This window comes from Ruegeria sp. BG5, from assembly GCF_056538425.1.
On the sequence record NZ_JBQFTC010000006.1, the window covers coordinates 70,245 to 87,824 of the forward strand.

The 17,580-nt window shown below is 58.8% G+C and carries 21 protein-coding genes; 14 read left to right on the forward strand and 7 right to left on the reverse strand.

Annotated elements, in window-relative coordinates:
* Positions 1 to 11: 11 nt before the first annotated feature.
* The 5 genes from bluB to trmD are packed head-to-tail and all read left to right on the forward strand — an operon-like array spanning position 12 to position 2,917.
* Complete coding sequence (gene bluB, locus ACR0KX_RS16705) at positions 12 to 647, forward strand: 5,6-dimethylbenzimidazole synthase (protein WP_170520183.1); 636 nt, start codon at positions 12 to 14, stop codon at positions 645 to 647.
* A 3-nt stretch (positions 648 to 650) separates the two neighbouring features.
* On the forward strand, positions 651 to 800 hold the full coding sequence (locus tag ACR0KX_RS16710) for a hypothetical protein (protein WP_170454753.1): 150 nt from the start codon (positions 651 to 653) through the stop codon (positions 798 to 800).
* Complete coding sequence (rimM, locus tag ACR0KX_RS16715; RefSeq protein ID WP_170624286.1) at positions 793 to 1,296, forward strand: ribosome maturation factor RimM; 504 nt, start codon at positions 793 to 795, stop codon at positions 1,294 to 1,296. Before ACR0KX_RS16710 ends, rimM begins: the two co-directional genes overlap by 8 nt.
* The gene (locus tag ACR0KX_RS16720; RefSeq protein WP_170624288.1) at positions 1,296 to 2,111 is read left to right on the forward strand and encodes a hypothetical protein; all 816 of its coding nucleotides are present in this window, start codon (positions 1,296 to 1,298) and stop codon (positions 2,109 to 2,111) included. Before rimM ends, ACR0KX_RS16720 begins: the two co-directional genes overlap by 1 nt.
* Positions 2,108 to 2,917 carry a tRNA (guanosine(37)-N1)-methyltransferase TrmD gene (trmD, locus tag ACR0KX_RS16725; protein ID WP_170454759.1) on the forward strand — a complete coding sequence of 270 codons (810 nt, stop codon included), beginning with the start codon at positions 2,108 to 2,110 and terminating at the stop codon, positions 2,915 to 2,917. Before ACR0KX_RS16720 ends, trmD begins: the two co-directional genes overlap by 4 nt.
* Positions 2,918 to 2,921: 4 nt before the next feature.
* Here trmD and ACR0KX_RS16730 read toward each other — a convergent pair whose 3' ends face one another.
* On the reverse strand, positions 2,922 to 3,725 hold the full coding sequence (locus ACR0KX_RS16730; protein WP_170624290.1) for a glycoside hydrolase family 25 protein: 804 nt from the start codon (positions 3,723 to 3,725) through the stop codon (positions 2,922 to 2,924).
* Positions 3,726 to 4,122: 397 nt separating this feature from the next.
* Here ACR0KX_RS16730 and rplS point away from each other — a divergent pair, with 397 nt between their 5' ends.
* Both rplS and rpmE read left to right on the forward strand, forming a co-directional pair.
* Entirely contained in the window at positions 4,123 to 4,506 is a 384-nt protein-coding gene (rplS, locus tag ACR0KX_RS16735; protein WP_170328369.1) for a 50S ribosomal protein L19, read from the forward strand.
* A gap of 11 nt (positions 4,507 to 4,517) precedes the next feature.
* A complete protein-coding gene (gene rpmE, locus ACR0KX_RS16740) occupies positions 4,518 to 4,739 on the forward strand; it encodes a 50S ribosomal protein L31 (RefSeq protein ID WP_170454763.1) in 222 nt (73 codons plus the stop codon).
* A gap of 72 nt (positions 4,740 to 4,811) precedes the next feature.
* Here rpmE and ACR0KX_RS16745 read toward each other — a convergent pair whose 3' ends face one another.
* Positions 4,812 to 5,252, reverse strand: a complete 441-nt coding sequence (locus ACR0KX_RS16745) for a VOC family protein (protein ID WP_480708610.1) — start codon at positions 5,250 to 5,252, stop codon at positions 4,812 to 4,814.
* A gap of 26 nt (positions 5,253 to 5,278) precedes the next feature.
* On the reverse strand, positions 5,279 to 6,166 hold the full coding sequence (locus ACR0KX_RS16750; protein WP_170624294.1) for an AEC family transporter: 888 nt from the start codon (positions 6,164 to 6,166) through the stop codon (positions 5,279 to 5,281).
* Positions 6,167 to 6,384: 218 nt separating this feature from the next.
* Between ACR0KX_RS16750 and ACR0KX_RS16755 the strand changes: the two genes are divergently transcribed.
* A complete protein-coding gene (locus tag ACR0KX_RS16755) occupies positions 6,385 to 7,194 on the forward strand; it encodes a division plane positioning ATPase MipZ (RefSeq protein ID WP_170454769.1) in 810 nt (269 codons plus the stop codon).
* A gap of 110 nt (positions 7,195 to 7,304) precedes the next feature.
* On the opposite strand, the gene ACR0KX_RS16760 is transcribed toward ACR0KX_RS16755, so the two are convergent.
* From ACR0KX_RS16760 to ACR0KX_RS16770, 3 genes are all read right to left on the reverse strand, one after another.
* Positions 7,305 to 8,024 (reverse strand): hypothetical protein, encoded by a 720-nt coding sequence (locus tag ACR0KX_RS16760; RefSeq protein WP_170633938.1) that lies wholly within the window; start codon positions 8,022 to 8,024, stop codon positions 7,305 to 7,307.
* Positions 8,025 to 8,268: 244 nt separating this feature from the next.
* On the reverse strand, positions 8,269 to 9,495 hold the full coding sequence (locus ACR0KX_RS16765) for an adenylate/guanylate cyclase domain-containing protein (protein WP_170624298.1): 1,227 nt from the start codon (positions 9,493 to 9,495) through the stop codon (positions 8,269 to 8,271).
* 60 nt (positions 9,496 to 9,555) lie between these two features.
* On the reverse strand, positions 9,556 to 10,008 hold the full coding sequence (locus tag ACR0KX_RS16770; RefSeq protein WP_170624300.1) for a MarR family winged helix-turn-helix transcriptional regulator: 453 nt from the start codon (positions 10,006 to 10,008) through the stop codon (positions 9,556 to 9,558).
* A 57-nt stretch (positions 10,009 to 10,065) separates the two neighbouring features.
* Between ACR0KX_RS16770 and hmgA the strand changes: the two genes are divergently transcribed.
* The 6 genes from hmgA (at position 10,066) to ACR0KX_RS16800 (ending at position 15,826) form a co-directional block, all read left to right on the forward strand.
* Positions 10,066 to 11,421, forward strand: coding sequence for a homogentisate 1,2-dioxygenase (gene hmgA / locus ACR0KX_RS16775; RefSeq protein WP_170624302.1), 1,356 nt, complete (start codon positions 10,066 to 10,068; stop codon positions 11,419 to 11,421).
* A 31-nt stretch (positions 11,422 to 11,452) separates the two neighbouring features.
* Positions 11,453 to 12,709, forward strand: coding sequence for a fumarylacetoacetase (gene fahA, locus ACR0KX_RS16780; protein ID WP_170624304.1), 1,257 nt, complete (start codon positions 11,453 to 11,455; stop codon positions 12,707 to 12,709).
* 217 nt (positions 12,710 to 12,926) lie between these two features.
* Positions 12,927 to 14,537 carry an FAD-dependent oxidoreductase gene (locus tag ACR0KX_RS16785; RefSeq protein WP_480708611.1) on the forward strand — a complete coding sequence of 537 codons (1,611 nt, stop codon included), beginning with the start codon at positions 12,927 to 12,929 and terminating at the stop codon, positions 14,535 to 14,537.
* A 5-nt stretch (positions 14,538 to 14,542) separates the two neighbouring features.
* Positions 14,543 to 14,740 (forward strand): DUF2783 domain-containing protein, encoded by a 198-nt coding sequence (locus ACR0KX_RS16790; RefSeq protein ID WP_480708612.1) that lies wholly within the window; start codon positions 14,543 to 14,545, stop codon positions 14,738 to 14,740.
* Positions 14,741 to 14,764: 24 nt separating this feature from the next.
* On the forward strand, positions 14,765 to 15,406 hold the full coding sequence (maiA, locus tag ACR0KX_RS16795) for a maleylacetoacetate isomerase (protein WP_480708613.1): 642 nt from the start codon (positions 14,765 to 14,767) through the stop codon (positions 15,404 to 15,406).
* Positions 15,407 to 15,490: 84 nt separating this feature from the next.
* Positions 15,491 to 15,826 (forward strand): DOPA 4,5-dioxygenase family protein, encoded by a 336-nt coding sequence (locus ACR0KX_RS16800; protein WP_480708614.1) that lies wholly within the window; start codon positions 15,491 to 15,493, stop codon positions 15,824 to 15,826.
* Here the strand turns inward: ACR0KX_RS16800 and ACR0KX_RS16805 are convergent.
* Complete coding sequence (locus ACR0KX_RS16805; protein ID WP_480708615.1) at positions 15,823 to 17,448, reverse strand: acyl-CoA synthetase; 1,626 nt, start codon at positions 17,446 to 17,448, stop codon at positions 15,823 to 15,825. The genes ACR0KX_RS16800 and ACR0KX_RS16805 overlap by 4 nt on opposite strands.
* Between the last annotated feature and the right edge of the window lie 132 nt (positions 17,449 to 17,580).

Here is a 17,580-nt window from a genome sequence, read left to right on the forward strand (position 1 = left end):
CAGGCGGGCTCGTGCGGGATCAGACTTTCACCGATGATTTTCGCACGCAGTTCGATCTGTTGATGCGGCTCCGGCGCGATGTGCGCCGGTTCCGCACCGACGCGGTTGACGAGGCAGTGCTGACGCGCTGCCTCGACGCGTTTCGTCTGGCCCCCTCGGTGGGGCTGAGCGAACCCTGGCGCGTGATCCGCGTCGAAAGCCAGGCCGCGCGCAATGCGGCGCTTGAGAATTTCCAAACCGCCAACGCGCAGGCGCTGGGTGGATATTCGGGCGAAAAAGCCCAACTTTATAGCCAGTTGAAACTGTCGGGGATGCAAGAGGCCCCAGTTCAGCTGGCCGTTTTCTGCGACGATTCAACGGACAAAGGGCTTGGGCTGGGTGCCGGTTCTATGCCCGAGATGCGGCGTTATTCCGTCGTGTCTGCCGTCACTTTGTTCTGGCTGGCCTTGCGGGCCGAGGGGCTGGGGCTGGGCTGGGTCTCGATCCTTGATCCCGACCGGATGGCGCGCGATCTGGACGTGCCCGAAGATTGGCGCCTGATCGGCTATTTCTGTGTCGGCTGGCCGGAAGAATTGTCCGACACGCCAGAACTGGAACGTGTGGGTTGGGAAAGTCGCAACGACGCGCTTCCCATCGAGGTACGATAAGCAATGTTCGGTCTGTTACGCCTTCCCATCCTGTTGCTGATCGCCTTTATTGTCGGCGTGTTCTTTGAACGCAGCAATCAACGCGAGGCGTGCGACGGGCTTGGGCAGTGGAAGAACGGGCTATGTGTAACGACGGGTGTGACCAATGAGTGACCTGATCTGCGTCGGCAGCATTGCAGGATCATACGGCGTGCGCGGCGAAGTGCGACTGAAAAGCTATTGCGCCGAGCCTGCGGATATCGAGGCATATTCGCCCCTGACCGACGAAGCAGGCAAAGAACGCTACCCACTGGTCCTGACCCGCACCATCAAGAACGGCTTTGCCGCCCGGCTGGGTGGCGTCGAGACCAAGGAACAGGCTGACGAGTTGAAGGGCCTGCGCCTGTTTGCGCGGCGCGATCAGTTGCCCTCGCTTCCGGATGACGAGTTTTATCACGCCGACCTGATCGGGCTTGAGGTTTATGACACCGGCGGCACACTGTTGGGGCGGGTGAAATCCGTTCAGAACCACGGTGCTGCGGATCTGCTGGAACTGCATGGTCCGGGCCTGAAATCCACCGTTCTGCTGCCTTTCACGCTTGAGGCCGTGCCAACGGTTGATCTGGACAAAGGCCGCATCGTCGCGGACCCGCCCGAAGGTCTGATCTGATGCGGCGCGTCCTGCTGCATCTTGGCTTGCACAAGACGGGCACCACCGCCGCGCAATCCTTTCTTTATGAAAACCGCTCGCTGATCTGGCCGCACTATTCGCTGCTGCTGCCCTATAAGACACGCAAATCGGGTTTGGCGGCGGCGGCCACGCGGCATTCAGTCTATCGGCTGGACGATACGCTGGCCACGTTCGGCAACCAGTTGAACGCATTTCTGGGCGACATCGATTTCGGAACGCGGCGCGGCCTTGTGCTGAGCGACGAGAACTTCGCCGGTCTGCGCCCCAGCAGAAACAGCGCCGAAGGATACGCGGCCACGCCCGAACTTGCGGCCACGCTGGTCAGCGCAATTCGCCGCCGGTTGGTGGGGGACAAGGTGGACGTCACCGTTTACCTGTCGCTTCGTGAAAAAACCGGATGGCTGCGCAGCCTTTGGGCGCATGATCTGCAACGCAGGCGGCTTGTTCAGGATTTCGATGGGTTCTGCGAAGCGCTTGATCACCTTCCCGGCTTGCTAACCGTCGCAGACAGAATTCAGGAGAGACTGCCAGAGGTGACCGTGCAGACGCGGTGGCTGGAAGACCTGCAGGACACCCGGTTCGGCCCCGGCACGCCCTTTGCAGACTTTCTGAACCTGCCTCATGACAAGACGTCAAAGTTGGTGCCGCCCACAAAATCCAACGCGGGCCTGCCCCATGACGTGCTGTCCGAATTGCTGACGCTAAACCGATCTTCGCTGGACGACACCGCGCTGATCGCGCAGAAGAAGGCCCTTATTCGCAGCGCACGGACCGCATTGGCTGGCCAGACATGACCGACACACCCAAGAAATCCCACGGCCGCAAGGCCATCCGCCCGACATTGAAACCGCGAGAGCTGATGACGCCCACGCCGGATCTGCACGGCGTATGGAAGGCCAAGATCATCACGCTGTTCCCCTCAGCCTTTCCCGGCGTACTGGGCGAAAGCCTGACCGGGAAAGCCCTGCAAGAAGGGTTGTGGCAGCTGGAAACCGTGGATTTGCGCCAGTTCGGCATTGGCAAGCATCGCAATGTCGATGACACACCTGCGGGCGGTGGCGCGGGCATGGTCCTGCGCGCCGACGTGCTGGGCCCGGCAATCGAGCACACGATGTCAGGCATTCGCGGCAACTGGCCGCTGATCTATCTCAGCCCACGTGGGCGTCGAATGGATCAGCGCATGATGCAGACCTTCGCGCGCTGCGACGGAATGACCCTGCTGTGCGGCCGATTCGAGGGCGTGGATGAGCGTGTGCTAGAGCATTACGGCGTTCAGGAAGTGTCTCTGGGCGATTTCGTGATGACCGGTGGTGAGATTGCCGCGCAGGCCCTGATCGACGCCACCGTGCGCCTGATCCCCGGCGTTCTGGGCAATCAGGCCTCGACGGAAGAGGAAAGCTTTTCCTCTGGCCTGTTGGAGCATCCGCAATACACCCGTCCGTCAGACTGGAATGGCCGTCCGATTCCGGATGTCCTGATGTCCGGCCACCATGGTCGCATCGCGGACTGGCGGCATCAGATGGCGGAACAGATCACCCGCGAAAGACGCCCGGATATCTGGCAGGAATATCTGGACTCGCAGGACAAAGATCGCAGCTAATTTATTAAGGCGTCGCGGCTTTCCACAGCGCCCAGGTCTCGGGCGTTCCGTGAAAGACGTTGATGTCGACCCGGCCCTGAACGCCGGGCACCAGACCCGTGCCCGTATACTGCCAGAAACGCCAGACCGAGCGCGGATAGACCTTGCTGGGATGACCGGCGACGGATCTTAACCAGAACTCGGTCTTTGGCAGGCGGCCGATATTGGTGTCGTCGTAGAAATCCACCGTCGTATAAAGGATGGGTCTGCGGCCATAGTGTCGTTCGAGGATATCCAGAAAGCGCTGCGCCTCGGCCCGAACGGTCGCGCCATCGGGGCGCAGGGTGCAGGTTCTGGAATGTGGCGTCCATTCCATGTCCAGCACATGTGGCAGGTCCGCGCCTTTGGGTACGTTCTTGATGAACCACCGCGCCTGTTCCCGCGCAGAACGGCAGAAGTAGTAATAATGATACGCCCCCCAAGGCACACCCGCCGCCTGCGCGCCACGCCGGTGGTCGTCGAACATTGGGTCGAAGACATCGCCACCCTCGGTTGCCTTCATGAAAACAAAGCTGACACCCGACGCCTTGGCCTGCCTCCAGTCGATAGGGCCTTGCCAGCGCGAGACGTCAAGCCCGTGCACCGGGTACAGCCCGGGATGCCGACCTTCCCAGTCATGGGGATCGGCGTCTCCGAAATCCGGGTAGATCACCGATGGGGCCGTTCGATCCACGCCCGGCGTTGGCTCGACCACCTGCGGGGGCGGCCCTTGCCGCCCGCATGACATCAACGCAACGCCCAATAGTGCCAATAAGACGGAAACCCGCATTACCCTGTCCTGATTTTGTTAAATCAGCTCTTTCAATTGACCTCAGAATGCCCGATTCAATTGACCTCAGAATGCCCGAACCGTGGGCCAAGGCAACGGCGCAGTTGCAAAGTGGCGAATTCTCACCGGTGACGCCTGCAATTTAGGCTTGATCCCTGCCCCCAAACCCCCTAAAGCAGCGCAATCCGGTGCCGCGAACAGCGACTCCGGTGTTTTGGTTTGCATCCTGACGTGACGCCCGGCTTTCTTCAGCCACGGCGCGACAGGGCGGACCGGACCAAAGGAACATTCGATCTGACCTCTGGCGGGCTGCACAGCAGGACCCGGTGAAGACCAAGAGCTCTCAGGCCGTGCCCAAACTTCGTGGACCAACCACGAGCAGATAGGAGTAACTGCGATGGACCTGATCGCACAGCTTGAGGCGGAACAGATTGCCGCCCTGGGGAAAGACATCCCCGATTTCAAAGCCGGAGACACCATCCGTGTCGGCTTTAAAGTGACCGAAGGGTCGCGTACCCGTGTGCAGAACTACGAAGGCGTCTGCATCGCGCGCAAAGGTGGCAGCGGCATCGCCGGTTCGTTCACCGTTCGCAAAATCTCGTTTGGCGAAGGCGTGGAGCGTGTGTTCCCGCTGCACTCGACCAACATCGACAGCATCACCGTTGTCCGCCGTGGCCGCGTCCGTCGCGCCAAACTGTACTACCTGCGCTCGCGCCGTGGTAAATCCGCGCGTATCGCAGAGGTTACCAACTACAAGCCCAAGGCTGGCGCCGAGGCGTAAGGAGCGGAAAGATGAAAAAAGACATCCATCCCGATTATCACGTCATCAACGTCAAAATGACCGATGGCACCGTGGTTCAGATGAAATCCACCTGGGGCGCCGAAGGCGACCAGCTGGCTCTGGAAATCGACCCTTCTTCGCACCCCGCATGGACCGGCGGTTCGTCGCGCCTGATGGACACCGGTGGCCGCGTGTCGAAGTTCAAGAAGAAATACGAAGGCCTGGGCTTCTAAGCTATACCTTTACCGAATGCGAAAGGCCGCCCGTTTGGGGCGGCCTTTTTTTGTTTGCGGTGCTTCAAGTCTTTACCCAAAGACATAGAAACATAGTTTGTTGCCATCAGGATCACGCACATAGGCCCCATAGAAGCGATCCGGCACGCGCTGGCCCGGTTCACCCTCATCCGTTGCACCCAGGCTGATTGCCTTTTCATACATGGTTGAGACTGCCTCTTTGTTGTCCGCCGGAAAGGATACCATGTTGCCATTACCCGAGGCGCACTCATTACCATCATAAGGCTCGCACACGGCAAGCATCGGTGCAGTGGGATCGTTGCCGATAAAAGCGATGCGGCCCGCATCGATCAGGACTTGCGCGTCTTTGTCTGCAAACAGCGACGTGTAGAACTGCTTGGCGTTGTCCAGGTTGGAAACACCGATGGTGACGTATCCGATCATATGCGGAACCCTTTTGTGTTTGATGGGGAATCTCCGGGCCATCGTCTGCCAGGTGACCGGGGTATACAAGTCACGAAACCGACAACAGCCGGAGCTTACAGCCAATAGGACAAGGCAAGCGGCAGAACAAAAATAGTCGCCAAGGTCGACACCAGAATGAATCCCGCCACATCCGGTCCGTATTCAGGCACATGCTGGTCAATGAACAGATAGGTCGCCACGGATGACGGCATCAGGCAGCACAGGATCAACGCTCCGCGTTCGGCTCCGGTGAAGCCGAACAGCCAGACCAACGCGCTGGCGATGCCCACGGCCATCACAAGATGCAGACCAGTCAGCAGAACCGCGCGCCCAAGGCTGGTGATCCGCAGGGTTGCCAGCGTGTGACCCAATGTCAGCAGCATCAGCGGGATCGACAGGCCGCCCAGAATATCAAAGGACTTTGCAACCGGCTGCGGCAGGCTGATCCCTGTTGCCATCAGTATCAGCGATGCCGCAACGGCGTAGATAATCGGCGACGTCGCGAGTTTCCTGGGCGAGAATTCTCCGGCAGGGATCCACATGCCGAAGGTGAAGATGCTGATCAGCACCACAACGACGAAAGCCATCGTGTAGGCCATGCCTGCATCCCCCAGCGCCAGCAGAGTGATCGGCAGACCGATATTGCCCACATTCCCGTGCATCAACGGCGTCAGGAATGCCCGCACCGGCAGGCGCAACGCCCTGAGCGCGACAAACCCCAGAACACCAAACCCCGCTACGGCCAGCGCGGCGGCGCTCATCATGTCCAGAAACGTCCCCACATCCAGCTTGGTGCCCGTCAGGTGCGAGATGATCAGCGTCGGGTACCCAACCTTCGAGACGATCCCGCCGATCACCTTGTTGTCAAACGGGGCCTTCGTCAGTGCCAGCCCATAGCCGATCCCGGCGCAAATCAGCACAGGCAAAACCACGTTGAAAACGTTCAGAAACAGGTGCTCCAACCCGCGCTCCTCTTGCCCGGCCTCTAAACAGACAGTGAATCGGCCCGGCGTGTTTGGCAAGCAATCCGACCTAACCCGCGAACAGATCAGAGTTTTCCAAATTAGAGCCTGATAAAGGCCCAAACCACGGCCTGAGGTTCTTTTCTTCCCCGCAGACACAACATATAGTGGCTCCCAACAACGTGTGGACAAACACGGCAAGACTTGGGACGACAAGCATGGCACATATAATCGTTGTCGGAAACGAAAAGGGCGGCGCAGGCAAATCGACCGTGTCGATGCATGTTGCAACGGCACTGGCGCGACTGGGGCACAAGGTCAGCACATTGGACCTGGACCTTCGCCAACGCAGCCTTGGCCGCTATTTCGAGAACCGCGGAAACTTTCTGAACGGTGCCGAATTCGCGCTGCCCAGCCCGCGCCATCACGACCTGCCCGAGATCGACGCCAGCACGCTGAAGCCCGGCGAGAATATCTATGACCACCGCCTGTCTGCCGCCGTGGCTGAACTGGAAAGCGACAGCGATTTCATCCTGATCGACTGCCCTGGTTCGCACACCCGCCTCAGCCAGGTGGCGCATTCGCTGGCCGATACGCTGATTACGCCGCTGAACGACAGTTTCATCGACTTCGACCTGCTGGCGCGGATCGATTCAAAGGGTGAGAAAATCCTTGGCCCGTCGGTGTATTCCGAGATGGTCTGGAACGCGCGGCAGTTGCGGGCGCAGGCCGGGTTGAAGCCCATCGACTGGGTGGTCGTGCGCAACCGGGTCGGCACCCAGCGCATGGTCAACAAGGAAAAGATGCAGCGCGCGATCGAGATGCTGTCACAGCGCATCGGCTTTCGCGTCGCCTCGGGCTTTTCCGAACGGGTTATCTTTCGCGAGTTGTTTCCGCGCGGCCTGACGCTGCTGGACCTCAAGGATATCGGGGTGAAACAGCTGAACATCTCGAACATCGCGGCCCGGCAGGAATTGCGCGACATGATGCGCGAATTGAACCTGCCTGGCGTTGAGATCGATTTCTAGAGTCGATGGCTCAACTGCCCAATGGCTTGTGCTTTGCCTTATTCAGCACCGGGTTCGGTTGTCTGGCGTGTTTCAAACCGGAAAAAAACACCCGGGTGAGAACTAAGCCCTCAAAATAGTCGATTACGTAAAATTTCAGTTATTGGATCAGCAATAATAGATACGGCGATTGCACTCATAACACCCAATAAAAAAGCCAGGGTTTTTCCACTGGTGAACACCCAAATTCGCCAAAGCACACGCATAAGCCTTCCGAAAGAGCCTTTGATTGCATCTCTACCCCGATCGGTTAAACGAACGACAATCTCTTTAGTACCGCTGTGGCTCGACGTTAAAACTTCAATCAAGTTTCGTTTTCGCAAACCCGAAAGAAGCGGTCCATTTACATTTTTAGCCAATTGCGTTTCGGTGAATCTGCGCTCGCTCAATACGGCGCCTGTCGGGCTCACAAACAAGCGAAACAGCGCTTCGCGATGCATCGGTCGGATCTGCATTTGAACGTCCCGCAATAACCGCTCAGAAGCGCTTTGGATGTTACTCGCATGCGCTTTTATCTCCTCCACTGTCTCTTGGGCTTTAGAAATAGCTGTCTCCATAGCGTCCAGGGTGTCATTTTTTTCTATCTTTCCGACGCACAGGGCCACCCCTAACGCCGCTGTTTTCAGATCACGCTCCATTTCTTCCCGTGAATGCATCAAATCCATCAGAGATTTTTTGCCTTCAAAAGAACCTTTTTCCACTATGCGCTGTGCACTGAGCTTTATCGCACGGTCTATCTGATCGACAGTTTTGACCACTGATGAAATAGGATTTTTGCTGTTTTCGGCCATCTGTCTAAACGTCTCAGCAAATCAGGAAAGTATCCATTGAGAAAGTCGAAAAAGTATCGACAGCTATCCCCTAACCAATATCGCATTAACATTTTGGACGTTTGGGGCTGCTAAACAATACATTACGCGCATGCAAAGCAAGAAATCAACGACACCTATGCATGTCTCCGGCATTCGCGTGCGTTCAGAGTTTCGGGTTCTTATCCTGTGACCAAATCTCAACACATAAAAATGTGTCTCACTTTCATGGCACATAAACCGTGAACAGCTCTTTCGGTTCGTTCACGCCCCGCAGCATGTAGCGCCCGACCGAGATCAGTTCCTGCTGGCAGGACCCCGCCGCGCGGGCGACATCGTCCGAGATCAGGATCCGCTGCCCCAGCGACCTGTGCATTCCGGCGATACGCGCCGCCTGATTGACGGCCGGGCCGATCACCGTAAAATCCAGACGGGTTTCCGAGCCGATATTGCCATAGAGAATCTCTCCGGAATGCAACGCCAGTGTGTAATTCGCCACGGGCAACCCTTCCTCGGCACGGCGCGCCTTCAAATCATCCATCCGCTTTTGCAACAAAGGCACGGCTGACAGCGCCGCACGGGCGTCTTCGTCAATCTCGCCGACATCGAACATCGCCATCAGCCCGTCGCCCATGAACTTCAGAATATTGCCGCCGCAGTCATGCACAACACTGACCGCCACGGCCAGATAGTCGTTCAGCATGTCGATAATCTCGGTTCCCGGCAGGTCCTCGGACAAGGTGGTGAAGCCTTCAAGGTCAAAGTTCCAGATTACCGCATCGATCTGCTGCAGGGACCCGCGCCGGATTTCGCCCGACAAGACCCGCTGACCCGCGTCGCGTCCCAGATAAACACGCAGCAGGTCCCGCGACATCATTTGATTTCTGGCGGATTTCAGCGCCAGCCCTAGATGCGGCAATATCGCGTGAAGATGTTCGATATCCCTGTCTTCGAACCCGGTTGGCGCGTCACTGGTCCAGGACATCAACACGCCATCACTGACCTTCTGCGCCCCGGTGTTCCGCATCTCGGTCTTTTCAAAGGGAATGCCGGTTGCGTAGTAGTCCGTCGCACCCTCTTCCCGCAGATCATTCAGCAACGGGAAACGGCTGGGTTCGTTCTGATCGACCAGCCGAACGCGAATGTCCTCGATATCCTCTTCCAGCAGGGCGTATAAGGGGCTGCGCAGCCATTCTTCGCTGGGGGTATCCGAGTTCTCGAACTTCTCGGATGTGCCGCCCTTGGCGCGATACCAGCTATACCCCATCCCGCCATAGACAGGGTGCAGTGTCGACTGGGCCGCATGAAAGCGCATAAGGGGCAGGCCCTGATCGATCAACCCATTGCAAAACCCTTCAAGCAGTTCTTCCTGTCCGGCCCCTTCAAGGCCCTTTGTGACAAGCCAGTCGATCAATTCGTATGTCGCTGGCGACAGGCGTTCAGAAATGGTCATATGAAAATCCGTGTTAGCTCTGTGCCACAGATGGGGTCGGTCATGCGATAGTACCAGAGGTCAATCCATTCCGGCCAGACGCCTGAGCATTTTACGCAACAGGGCGGTCTCGGCCGCATCGAAGGGGCCGGCCAGCCTGGCATCGTATTCCCGGGCAACACCGCTGAGTTCGCGATATACCGTTTCGCCCATCGGCGTCAGCGTCAGCCATTCCACACGCCTGTCCTGTTCATCCCGCGTCCGTTTCAGATAACGCCGTGCTTCCAGTTTCCCAACGGCGCGGCTGATCTTGGTTTTATGCAGCTTGGCGCGATCCCCGATGTCCTTGGCGGTCAAAGTGCCAAACATTCCCAAGTGAAACAGAACCCGCCATTCGGTGCGCAGCATCCCATACCGACCCATGTAGATCTTCTGAAAATCCAACGAGGCCTCCTCAGCCGCCTGATTCAACAGGAAGGGCAGGAAATTCTGCAGATCAAAGGCATCTTTTTTGCTGAAATCATCGTTTGTCATTCTTGTTAGTTACAAAATCAACTATTATCCGACAAGCAGCAAACGGAGGAACACGCGATGAATCGTCCGACTGATCCACACCGCCTGACCCAGGCCAGCACGCCGGTTGGCACCCATTCGGGCTATATGCCCGGCTTTGGAAACGACTTTGAGACCGAGGCACTGCCCGACGCGCTGCCCCAGGGCATGAACAGCCCGCAGCGCTGCAATTATGGCCTTTATGGCGAGCAGCTCAGCGGCACCGCCTTCACCGCCAACCCGCCCGAGCGGACGTGGTGCTACCGCATTCGGCCATCGGTCAAACACTCGCACCGGTACGAGAAGATTGACCTGCCGTACTGGAAATCGGCCCCCTGCATCGATCCTGATGTGATCAGCCTGGGCCAGTACCGCTGGGACCCGGTTCCGCATTCTGAACAGGGCCTGACCTGGTTGACCGGGATGCACACGATGACCACCGCCGGGGACGTGAACACTCAGGTCGGCATGGCCAGCCATATCTATCTGGTGACCGAGTCGATGGTGGATGAATATTTCTTCTCGGCTGATTCCGAGCTTTTGGTGGTGCCGCAGGAAGGCCGCCTGCGCTTTGCGACCGAATTGGGGATCATCGATCTGGAGCCCAAGGAAATCGCCATCCTGCCGCGCGGCCTGCTGTACCGGGTCGAGGTTCTGGAGGGCCCGGCACGCGGCTTTGTGTGCGAAAACTATGGGCAAAAGTTCGAACTACCGGGGCGCGGGCCAATCGGGGCCAACTGCATGGCCAATCCGCGCGACTTCAAAGCTCCGGTCGCTGCGTTTGAGGATCGTGAAACACCCTCGACCGTGACCATCAAATGGTGCGGGCAGTTCCATACAACTAAGATCGGCCACAGCCCGCTGGACGTGGTCGCGTGGCATGGCAATTACGCGCCCTACAAATACGATCTGCGTACCTACTGCCCGGTTGGTGCCATCCTGTTTGACCACCCGGACCCTTCGATCTTTACCATCCTGACTGCGCCATCAGGCCAGCCCGGTACGGCGAATATCGACTTTGTCCTGTTCCGCGAACGCTGGATGGTGGCCGAAGATACGTTTCGCCCGCCCTGGTACCACAAGAACATCATGTCAGAGCTTATGGGCAACATCTACGGCCAGTACGACGCCAAACCACAGGGCTTCGTCCCCGGCGGGATGAGCCTGCACAACATGATGATCCCGCACGGACCGGATCGCGAGGCATTCGACAAAGCCTCGAACGCCAATCTGGGGCCGGACAAGCTGGATCACACCATGTCCTTCATGTTCGAAACACGCTTCCCGCAGCATCTGACCGAGTTTGCAGCCAAAGAGGCCCCATTGCAGGATGATTACATCGACTGCTGGACCTCGCTGGAAAAGAAATTCGACGGAACGCCGGGCAAGAAGTAACCCGGTTTCGGGTCAGATATTTGGAGACAACATGCCATTGATGAAATCCTGGGTGACTTCGGCCAACGATCCGTCCCACCCGTTTCCGCTGAACAACCTGCCCTATGGGGTGTTTTCCGCCAGCGATGAGGAGCCCCGCTGCGGTGTTGCTATCGGCGATATGATCTTCGACATCACAACGGCCGAACACGAAGGGCTGATCGCGTTGAGCGATGAACCTCTGTTCGACCTACCCTTTTGGAACCCTTTGATGGAACAAGGCCCCGCTGTCTGGACCGCGCTGCGTAACCGTCTGGTGGATTTGTTGTCCGAGGGTTCACAGGAACAGGGCGTCGTCGAACCGCTGCTGGTCGCACAGGCCGACGCTGAACTGCATATGCCCTTCGCAGTCAGCGAATACACCGATTTCTACGCGGGCCGCCACCACGCCTTCAACGTCGGCACCATGTTCCGGGGGCCGGAAAACGCGCTGCCGCCGAACTGGCTGCACCTGCCCATCGGGTATAACGGCCGTGCTTCATCCGTGGTGGTCTCGGGCACAGACATACGTCGCCCGTGGGGCCAGTTGAAATCCCCCGATCAGGAGTTGCCCGCTTTCCTGCCCAGCCGCCTCTTTGATATCGAGCTCGAGATGGGCGCCATCGTCGGCACCCCGTCCGACGGCCCGATCTCGGTCCAGCAGGCGGATGATCATATCTTCGGCTACGTCCTGCTGAACGACTGGTCGGCGCGCGATATTCAGGCGTGGGAGTATCAGCCCCTCGGTCCCTTTCAGGCCAAGGCCACGGCCACCTCGATCAGCCCATGGATTGTCACCAAAGCCGCGCTGGAACCATTCCGATGCGACACGCCGGAGCGCGAGTTCGAACTGCTGGATCACCTGAAGGACTGCGGCCCGATGCTGTACGATCTGGATCTTGAGGTCACGCTTGCGCCCGAAGGTCAGACCGCAACCACCATCGCGCGGACCAACTATAACGAAATGTACTACTCCGCCGCGCAGCAACTGGCGCATCACACGACCTCGGGCTGCCCGATGAACACAGGTGATCTGCTGGGATCCGGCACGATCTCGGGCCCCGAAAAGGAAAATCGCGGCTCGCTGCTGGAGCTAAGCTGGGGCGGAAAAGAGCCCATGACGCTGGACACCGGAGAAACCCGATCCTTTATCGAAGACGGCGACACGCTGACTTTGAAAGGCAGCGCCAAGGGGGACGGGTTCACAATCGGCTTCGGGGATTGCACCGGCACCGTTCTGCCCGCTCTGGAAAACCCTTACAAAACATAACGCTGCAGGCTTCATCTTTTCAAAAATACTCCCGCCGGAGGCGTCCGACATGCGCCACCGGCAACTCGGCGCGGGACCTCGCGACACGACCCGGGGCATTCCGCCGCATTTGATCCAGATCGTTTTGCGCCACCAGAATCGATGAGACGATGCCCCCAATACCCGCCAGCAACAGTCACGGCGCGGGTCATCGACAGATCAGGATTGGGGGTTGCCCATGAACAAGATATTCGACTTTCCGCTTTATGCCTATGAGCGCAGTTCGGACCAGGATTCCGCTGTTCCGACCCGTCACAAGGTTATCGTGATCGGGGCGGGTCCGGTCGGGTTGGCCGCCGCCATCGATCTGGCGCAACATGGCGTCGAAGTTGTTGTTCTGGACGAAAACGACAAGGTCAGTTTCGGCAGCCGCGCCATCTGTTTCTCGCAGCGCACCCTGGATATCGCCAACCGGCTGGGATGTGCGCGCCCGATTTTGGACAAGGGCGTGCAATGGGATCAGGGCAAGGTCTTCTTTGACACGCGCGAGGTTTATACCTTCGACGTCCAACCCGAAAAAGGCGCGGCCAACCCCGCCTTTATCAACCTGCAGCAATATTATCTGGAAGAGTTCCTTGTGGCGCGCGTGCGCGACCTGCAGGCCAGCGGCGCGCCGATCGACCTGCGGGGCGGCAACAAGGTCGAGGCCATTGGCACCCATGACGATCACGTCCGGCTGGAAGTCGCAACGCCCGAAGGCCCCTATGTTGTCGAGGCCGACTGGCTGATTGCCTGCGACGGGGCCAAATCTCCGACCCGGCAGATGCTGGGCATCGATTTCGACGGGCGCGTGTTCGAGGATAACTTCCTGATCGCCGATGTGATCATGGAGGCTGATTTCCCGTCCGAGCGTTGGTTCTGGTTTGACCCACCGTTCAACCGGGGCCAATCCGCACTGTTGCACAAGCAGCCAGACAATGTCTGGCGGATCGATCTGCAATTGGGCAACGACATTGATCCCGAAACAGAAAAACGCCCCGAAAACGTGATCCCACGCCTGAAGGCGATGTTGGGGGATGACGTTAAATTTCAGCTTGAATGGGTCTCGATCTACACGTTCCAGTGCCGCCGGATGGAGAGTTTCCGCAAAGATCGGGTTCTGTTTGCCGGTGACAGCGCGCATCAAGTCAGCCCGTTTGGCGCGATGGGCGCCAATTCCGGCATTCAGGATATCGACAACCTGTGCTGGAAACTGAAACTTGTGATGGACGGCAAGGCCCCCGAAACCCTGCTGGACAGCTATGTTGGTGAACGGGCGCAGGGCGCTGATGAAAACCTGCGCAAATCCAGCCAGTCCACGGAATTCATCACGCCCAAGTCCGACATGTCCCGCCTGTTGCGCGATGCCGTGCTGGACCTGAGCGAGGTCTATGACTTCGCACGCCCGCTGGTGAATTCAGGCCGTTTGAGCCAGCCGTGCACTTATGACGGGTCCGCGCTGAACTCGGCCGATGCGTTGGATGGGCCAGCGCTTACCCGTCCGGGCTCTGCCTGTCCGGATGTGCCGTTGGGCGATGAGTTCTTGCTGCCAAAACTAACCGACGGATTCACTCTGCTGACGATTGATGCCGAAGCGCCCGAGACACTCGAAGTAGACGGGATCGAGGTCACGCGTCTGGCACTGTCGGTCAAAGACGATCCGTCGCTGGCGCTGAAACGCGCCTTTCTGGGCAATGCGACCGGCGCGGTTTATCTGATCCGCCCCGATCAGCACATCGCTGCGCGCCGCGACAGTTTCGAAGAAAACGCATTCCGGCAGGCCATTCGCCGCGCCTGTGGTAAGGAGTAAGCAAGATGACGGATGTAACCCTGACCCCGAACCTTGACGACCCGGATGCGTTCTATGCCGATCTTCTGGCCGCCCATGACGGTCTGGACAAGGCAGCCAGCGACGCGCTGAATGCACGGCTGGTGTTGGTCTTGGCCAATCATATCGGTGATGGCACAGTGCTGTCGCAGGCAATTCGGGCGGCAACGCTCAAAGGGGCCTGACAAGCCGCTTATTGGGGGATCCGCGTGACTGGCACTGTTCTTTATGACTACTGGCGGTCCTCGGCCAGTTACCGGGTGCGGATCGCCCTGAACCTCGCTGGGATAGCCTACCGCGCCGTTTCGGTTGATCTGACCAGCGCCGAGCAGCGCTCGGACACCCATCTGGCCCGCAACCCGCAAGGGCTTGTACCTGTGCTCGAGATCGATGGCGCACGTCTGACCCAGTCACTGGCCATTATCGAGTATCTGGATCAGACCCGTGGGCTGCGCCTCTTGCCTGACGACCCGGCCGAGCGTGCCAAGGCGCAAGCATTGGCGCACAGCATTGCCATCGATATTCATCCGGTCTGCAACCTGTCCGTGGCACAGTATGCCACGCAACTCAGCGGCGGCATCGACGGTATGCCGGGCGATTGGATGAAACGATTTATCCGGCCTGGTCTGCTGGCGTTTGAGGCTCTGCTGGGCGGGTTCCAGCAAGCCCCCTACTGCACCGGATCCCGGCCCGGGCTGGCCGATCTGTGCCTGATCCCACAGCTATACAACGCGCGCCGCTGGCAGGTGGATCTGTCGGATATGCCACGCCTGCTGGATGTCGAGGCCGCGTGCGCAACCCTTCCGGCTTTTCAGCCCGCGCACCCGGACCAGCACCAGCCCGAAACATAGCGCACATATTCTGTGTGCGCGTACGGGTATCAATCCTCTCGGCGCGCTCATACCTTGACGCAATCCGCCAAGAACGAGGTCCCAATGTCCGAGATCACCGGCTATCACGCGCATGTCTATTTCGACGCGCAGACGCAAGACACCGCCCAGCGCATCTGCGAAGAGGCCGAGCGCCTGTTCCCCGTGCAGAAGGGCCGCATGCACGCCCGCAATGTTGGCCCGCACCCCCGCTGGAGTTGCCAGTTGGGCTTTGCCGCCGACGCATTCGATCAGGTCATCCCGTGGCTGATGCTCAACCGGCAAGGCCTGACCGTATTCACCCATCCCGAAACCGGAGATCACCTGGCCGATCACCGCGACCATGCGTTTTGGATGGGAGAGCTGTTGGAACTGGACCTGTCGATTTTCGACAAAGCCTAACCCAACGTGCGCGCCTGATCCCGCAATACGAATTTCTGGATCTTGCCGGTGGATGTCTTGGGCAATGCGCCGAACACCACTGTCTTGGGCGCTTTGAAATGGGCCATGTTGTCCCGGCAGAACGCAATCAACTCGACCTCGGTCGCGGATGTGTCGGGTTTGAGTTCCACAAAGGCACACGGCGTTTCGCCCCATTTGTCATCGGGGCGGGCCACCACGGCGGCCTCCATCACCGCCGGATGCTTGTACAGGATGCCTTCCACTTCGACGGACGAGATATTTTCGCCCCCCGAAATGATGATATCCTTGGACCGGTCCTTGATGGCGATATAGCCATCCGGATGCATCACCCCCAAATCGCCCGAGGCAAACCATCCGCCGTTGAAAGCCGCGTCGGTGGCGTCGGGATTTTTCAGATACCCCTTCATCACCACGTTGCCCTGCATGAATATCTCACCCATCGTCTCGCCATCAGAAGGCACCGGCTGCAAGCTATCGGGGTCGGCAACCATCAGCCCGGACAGCGCGGTATAGCGCACCCCTTGCCGCACTTTCAGAACCGCGCGATCCTCGGGGCTTTTGTCATTCCATTCCTCTTTCCACGCACAGACGACCGAGGGGCCGTAGGTTTCAGTCAGACCGTAGACATGAGTCACCTCGACGCCCATCGCCTCCATCGCTTCGATCACGGCGGCGGGCGGCGGGGCACCTGCGGTCATCACCTTGATCTGGTGCTCGAAGTCCTTCAGATGATCCGGCGCGTGGGCCAGCATGTTCAGCACAATCGGTGCGCCACAGAAATGAGTTACTTTCTCGTCGCGGAAGGCGGCATAAATCGGTTCGGCCCGAACCGCGCGCAAGCAGACCGAAACACCTGCATTGGCCGCCATCGCCCAAGGGAAGCACCAGCCGTTGCAGTGAAACATCGGCAGGGTCCAAAGATAGACCGAATGCTTGGGCATATCCCAGTCCAGCAGGTCCGACTGCGCGTTCAGCGCCGCCCCCCGGTGATGGTAGACGACGCCTTTCGGGTTGCCCGTCGTGCCCGAGGTGTAGTTCAGCGTGATCGCATCCCATTCATCGGCTGGCAGAGACCAGTCGAATTCCGGGTCGCCTTCGGACAGCAGCGCGTCAAAGGTCAGATCGCTCAGCCGCGTGCCGCCATCGAAACTTGGGTCTTCAATGTCCACGACCAGTAGATCGTGATCGACCTGCTGCAACGCCTCTTTGACCACAGCCGAGAATTCAGGATCGACCAGCAGCACCTTCGCCTCGGCATGGTTTAGGATGAAGGCGATGATGGCCGCATCCAGCCGCGTATTGATCGCGTTCAGAACCGCACCAGCCATGGGGATGGCAAAATGCGCCTCGTAAAGCTCGGGGATATTGGCCGCGATGATCGACACGGTATCCCCGCGCCCGATCCCCCGCGCGGACAGCGCACCCGCCAGACGGCGGCAACGTGCATAGGTTTCGACCCATGTATAGCGCCGGTCGCCATACACGACCGAGGGGTAGTCGGGATAAACCTGCGCGGTGCGCTCAATAAAGCTCAGCGGTGACAAGGGCGTGTAATTCGCACGGCACTTGTCCAGATGATCGTCATAGATGCTGGCTGACATCGGCTATCTCCCCATAAACCGTTTGGGCGACTTGATCACAAAGTCGCCATCCTGACAAATCCGTAAAACTACGACACCGATCCCGTCTGGCAATAAGGTATGATATGATCTGGCCCTATCTCAAACTGGCCA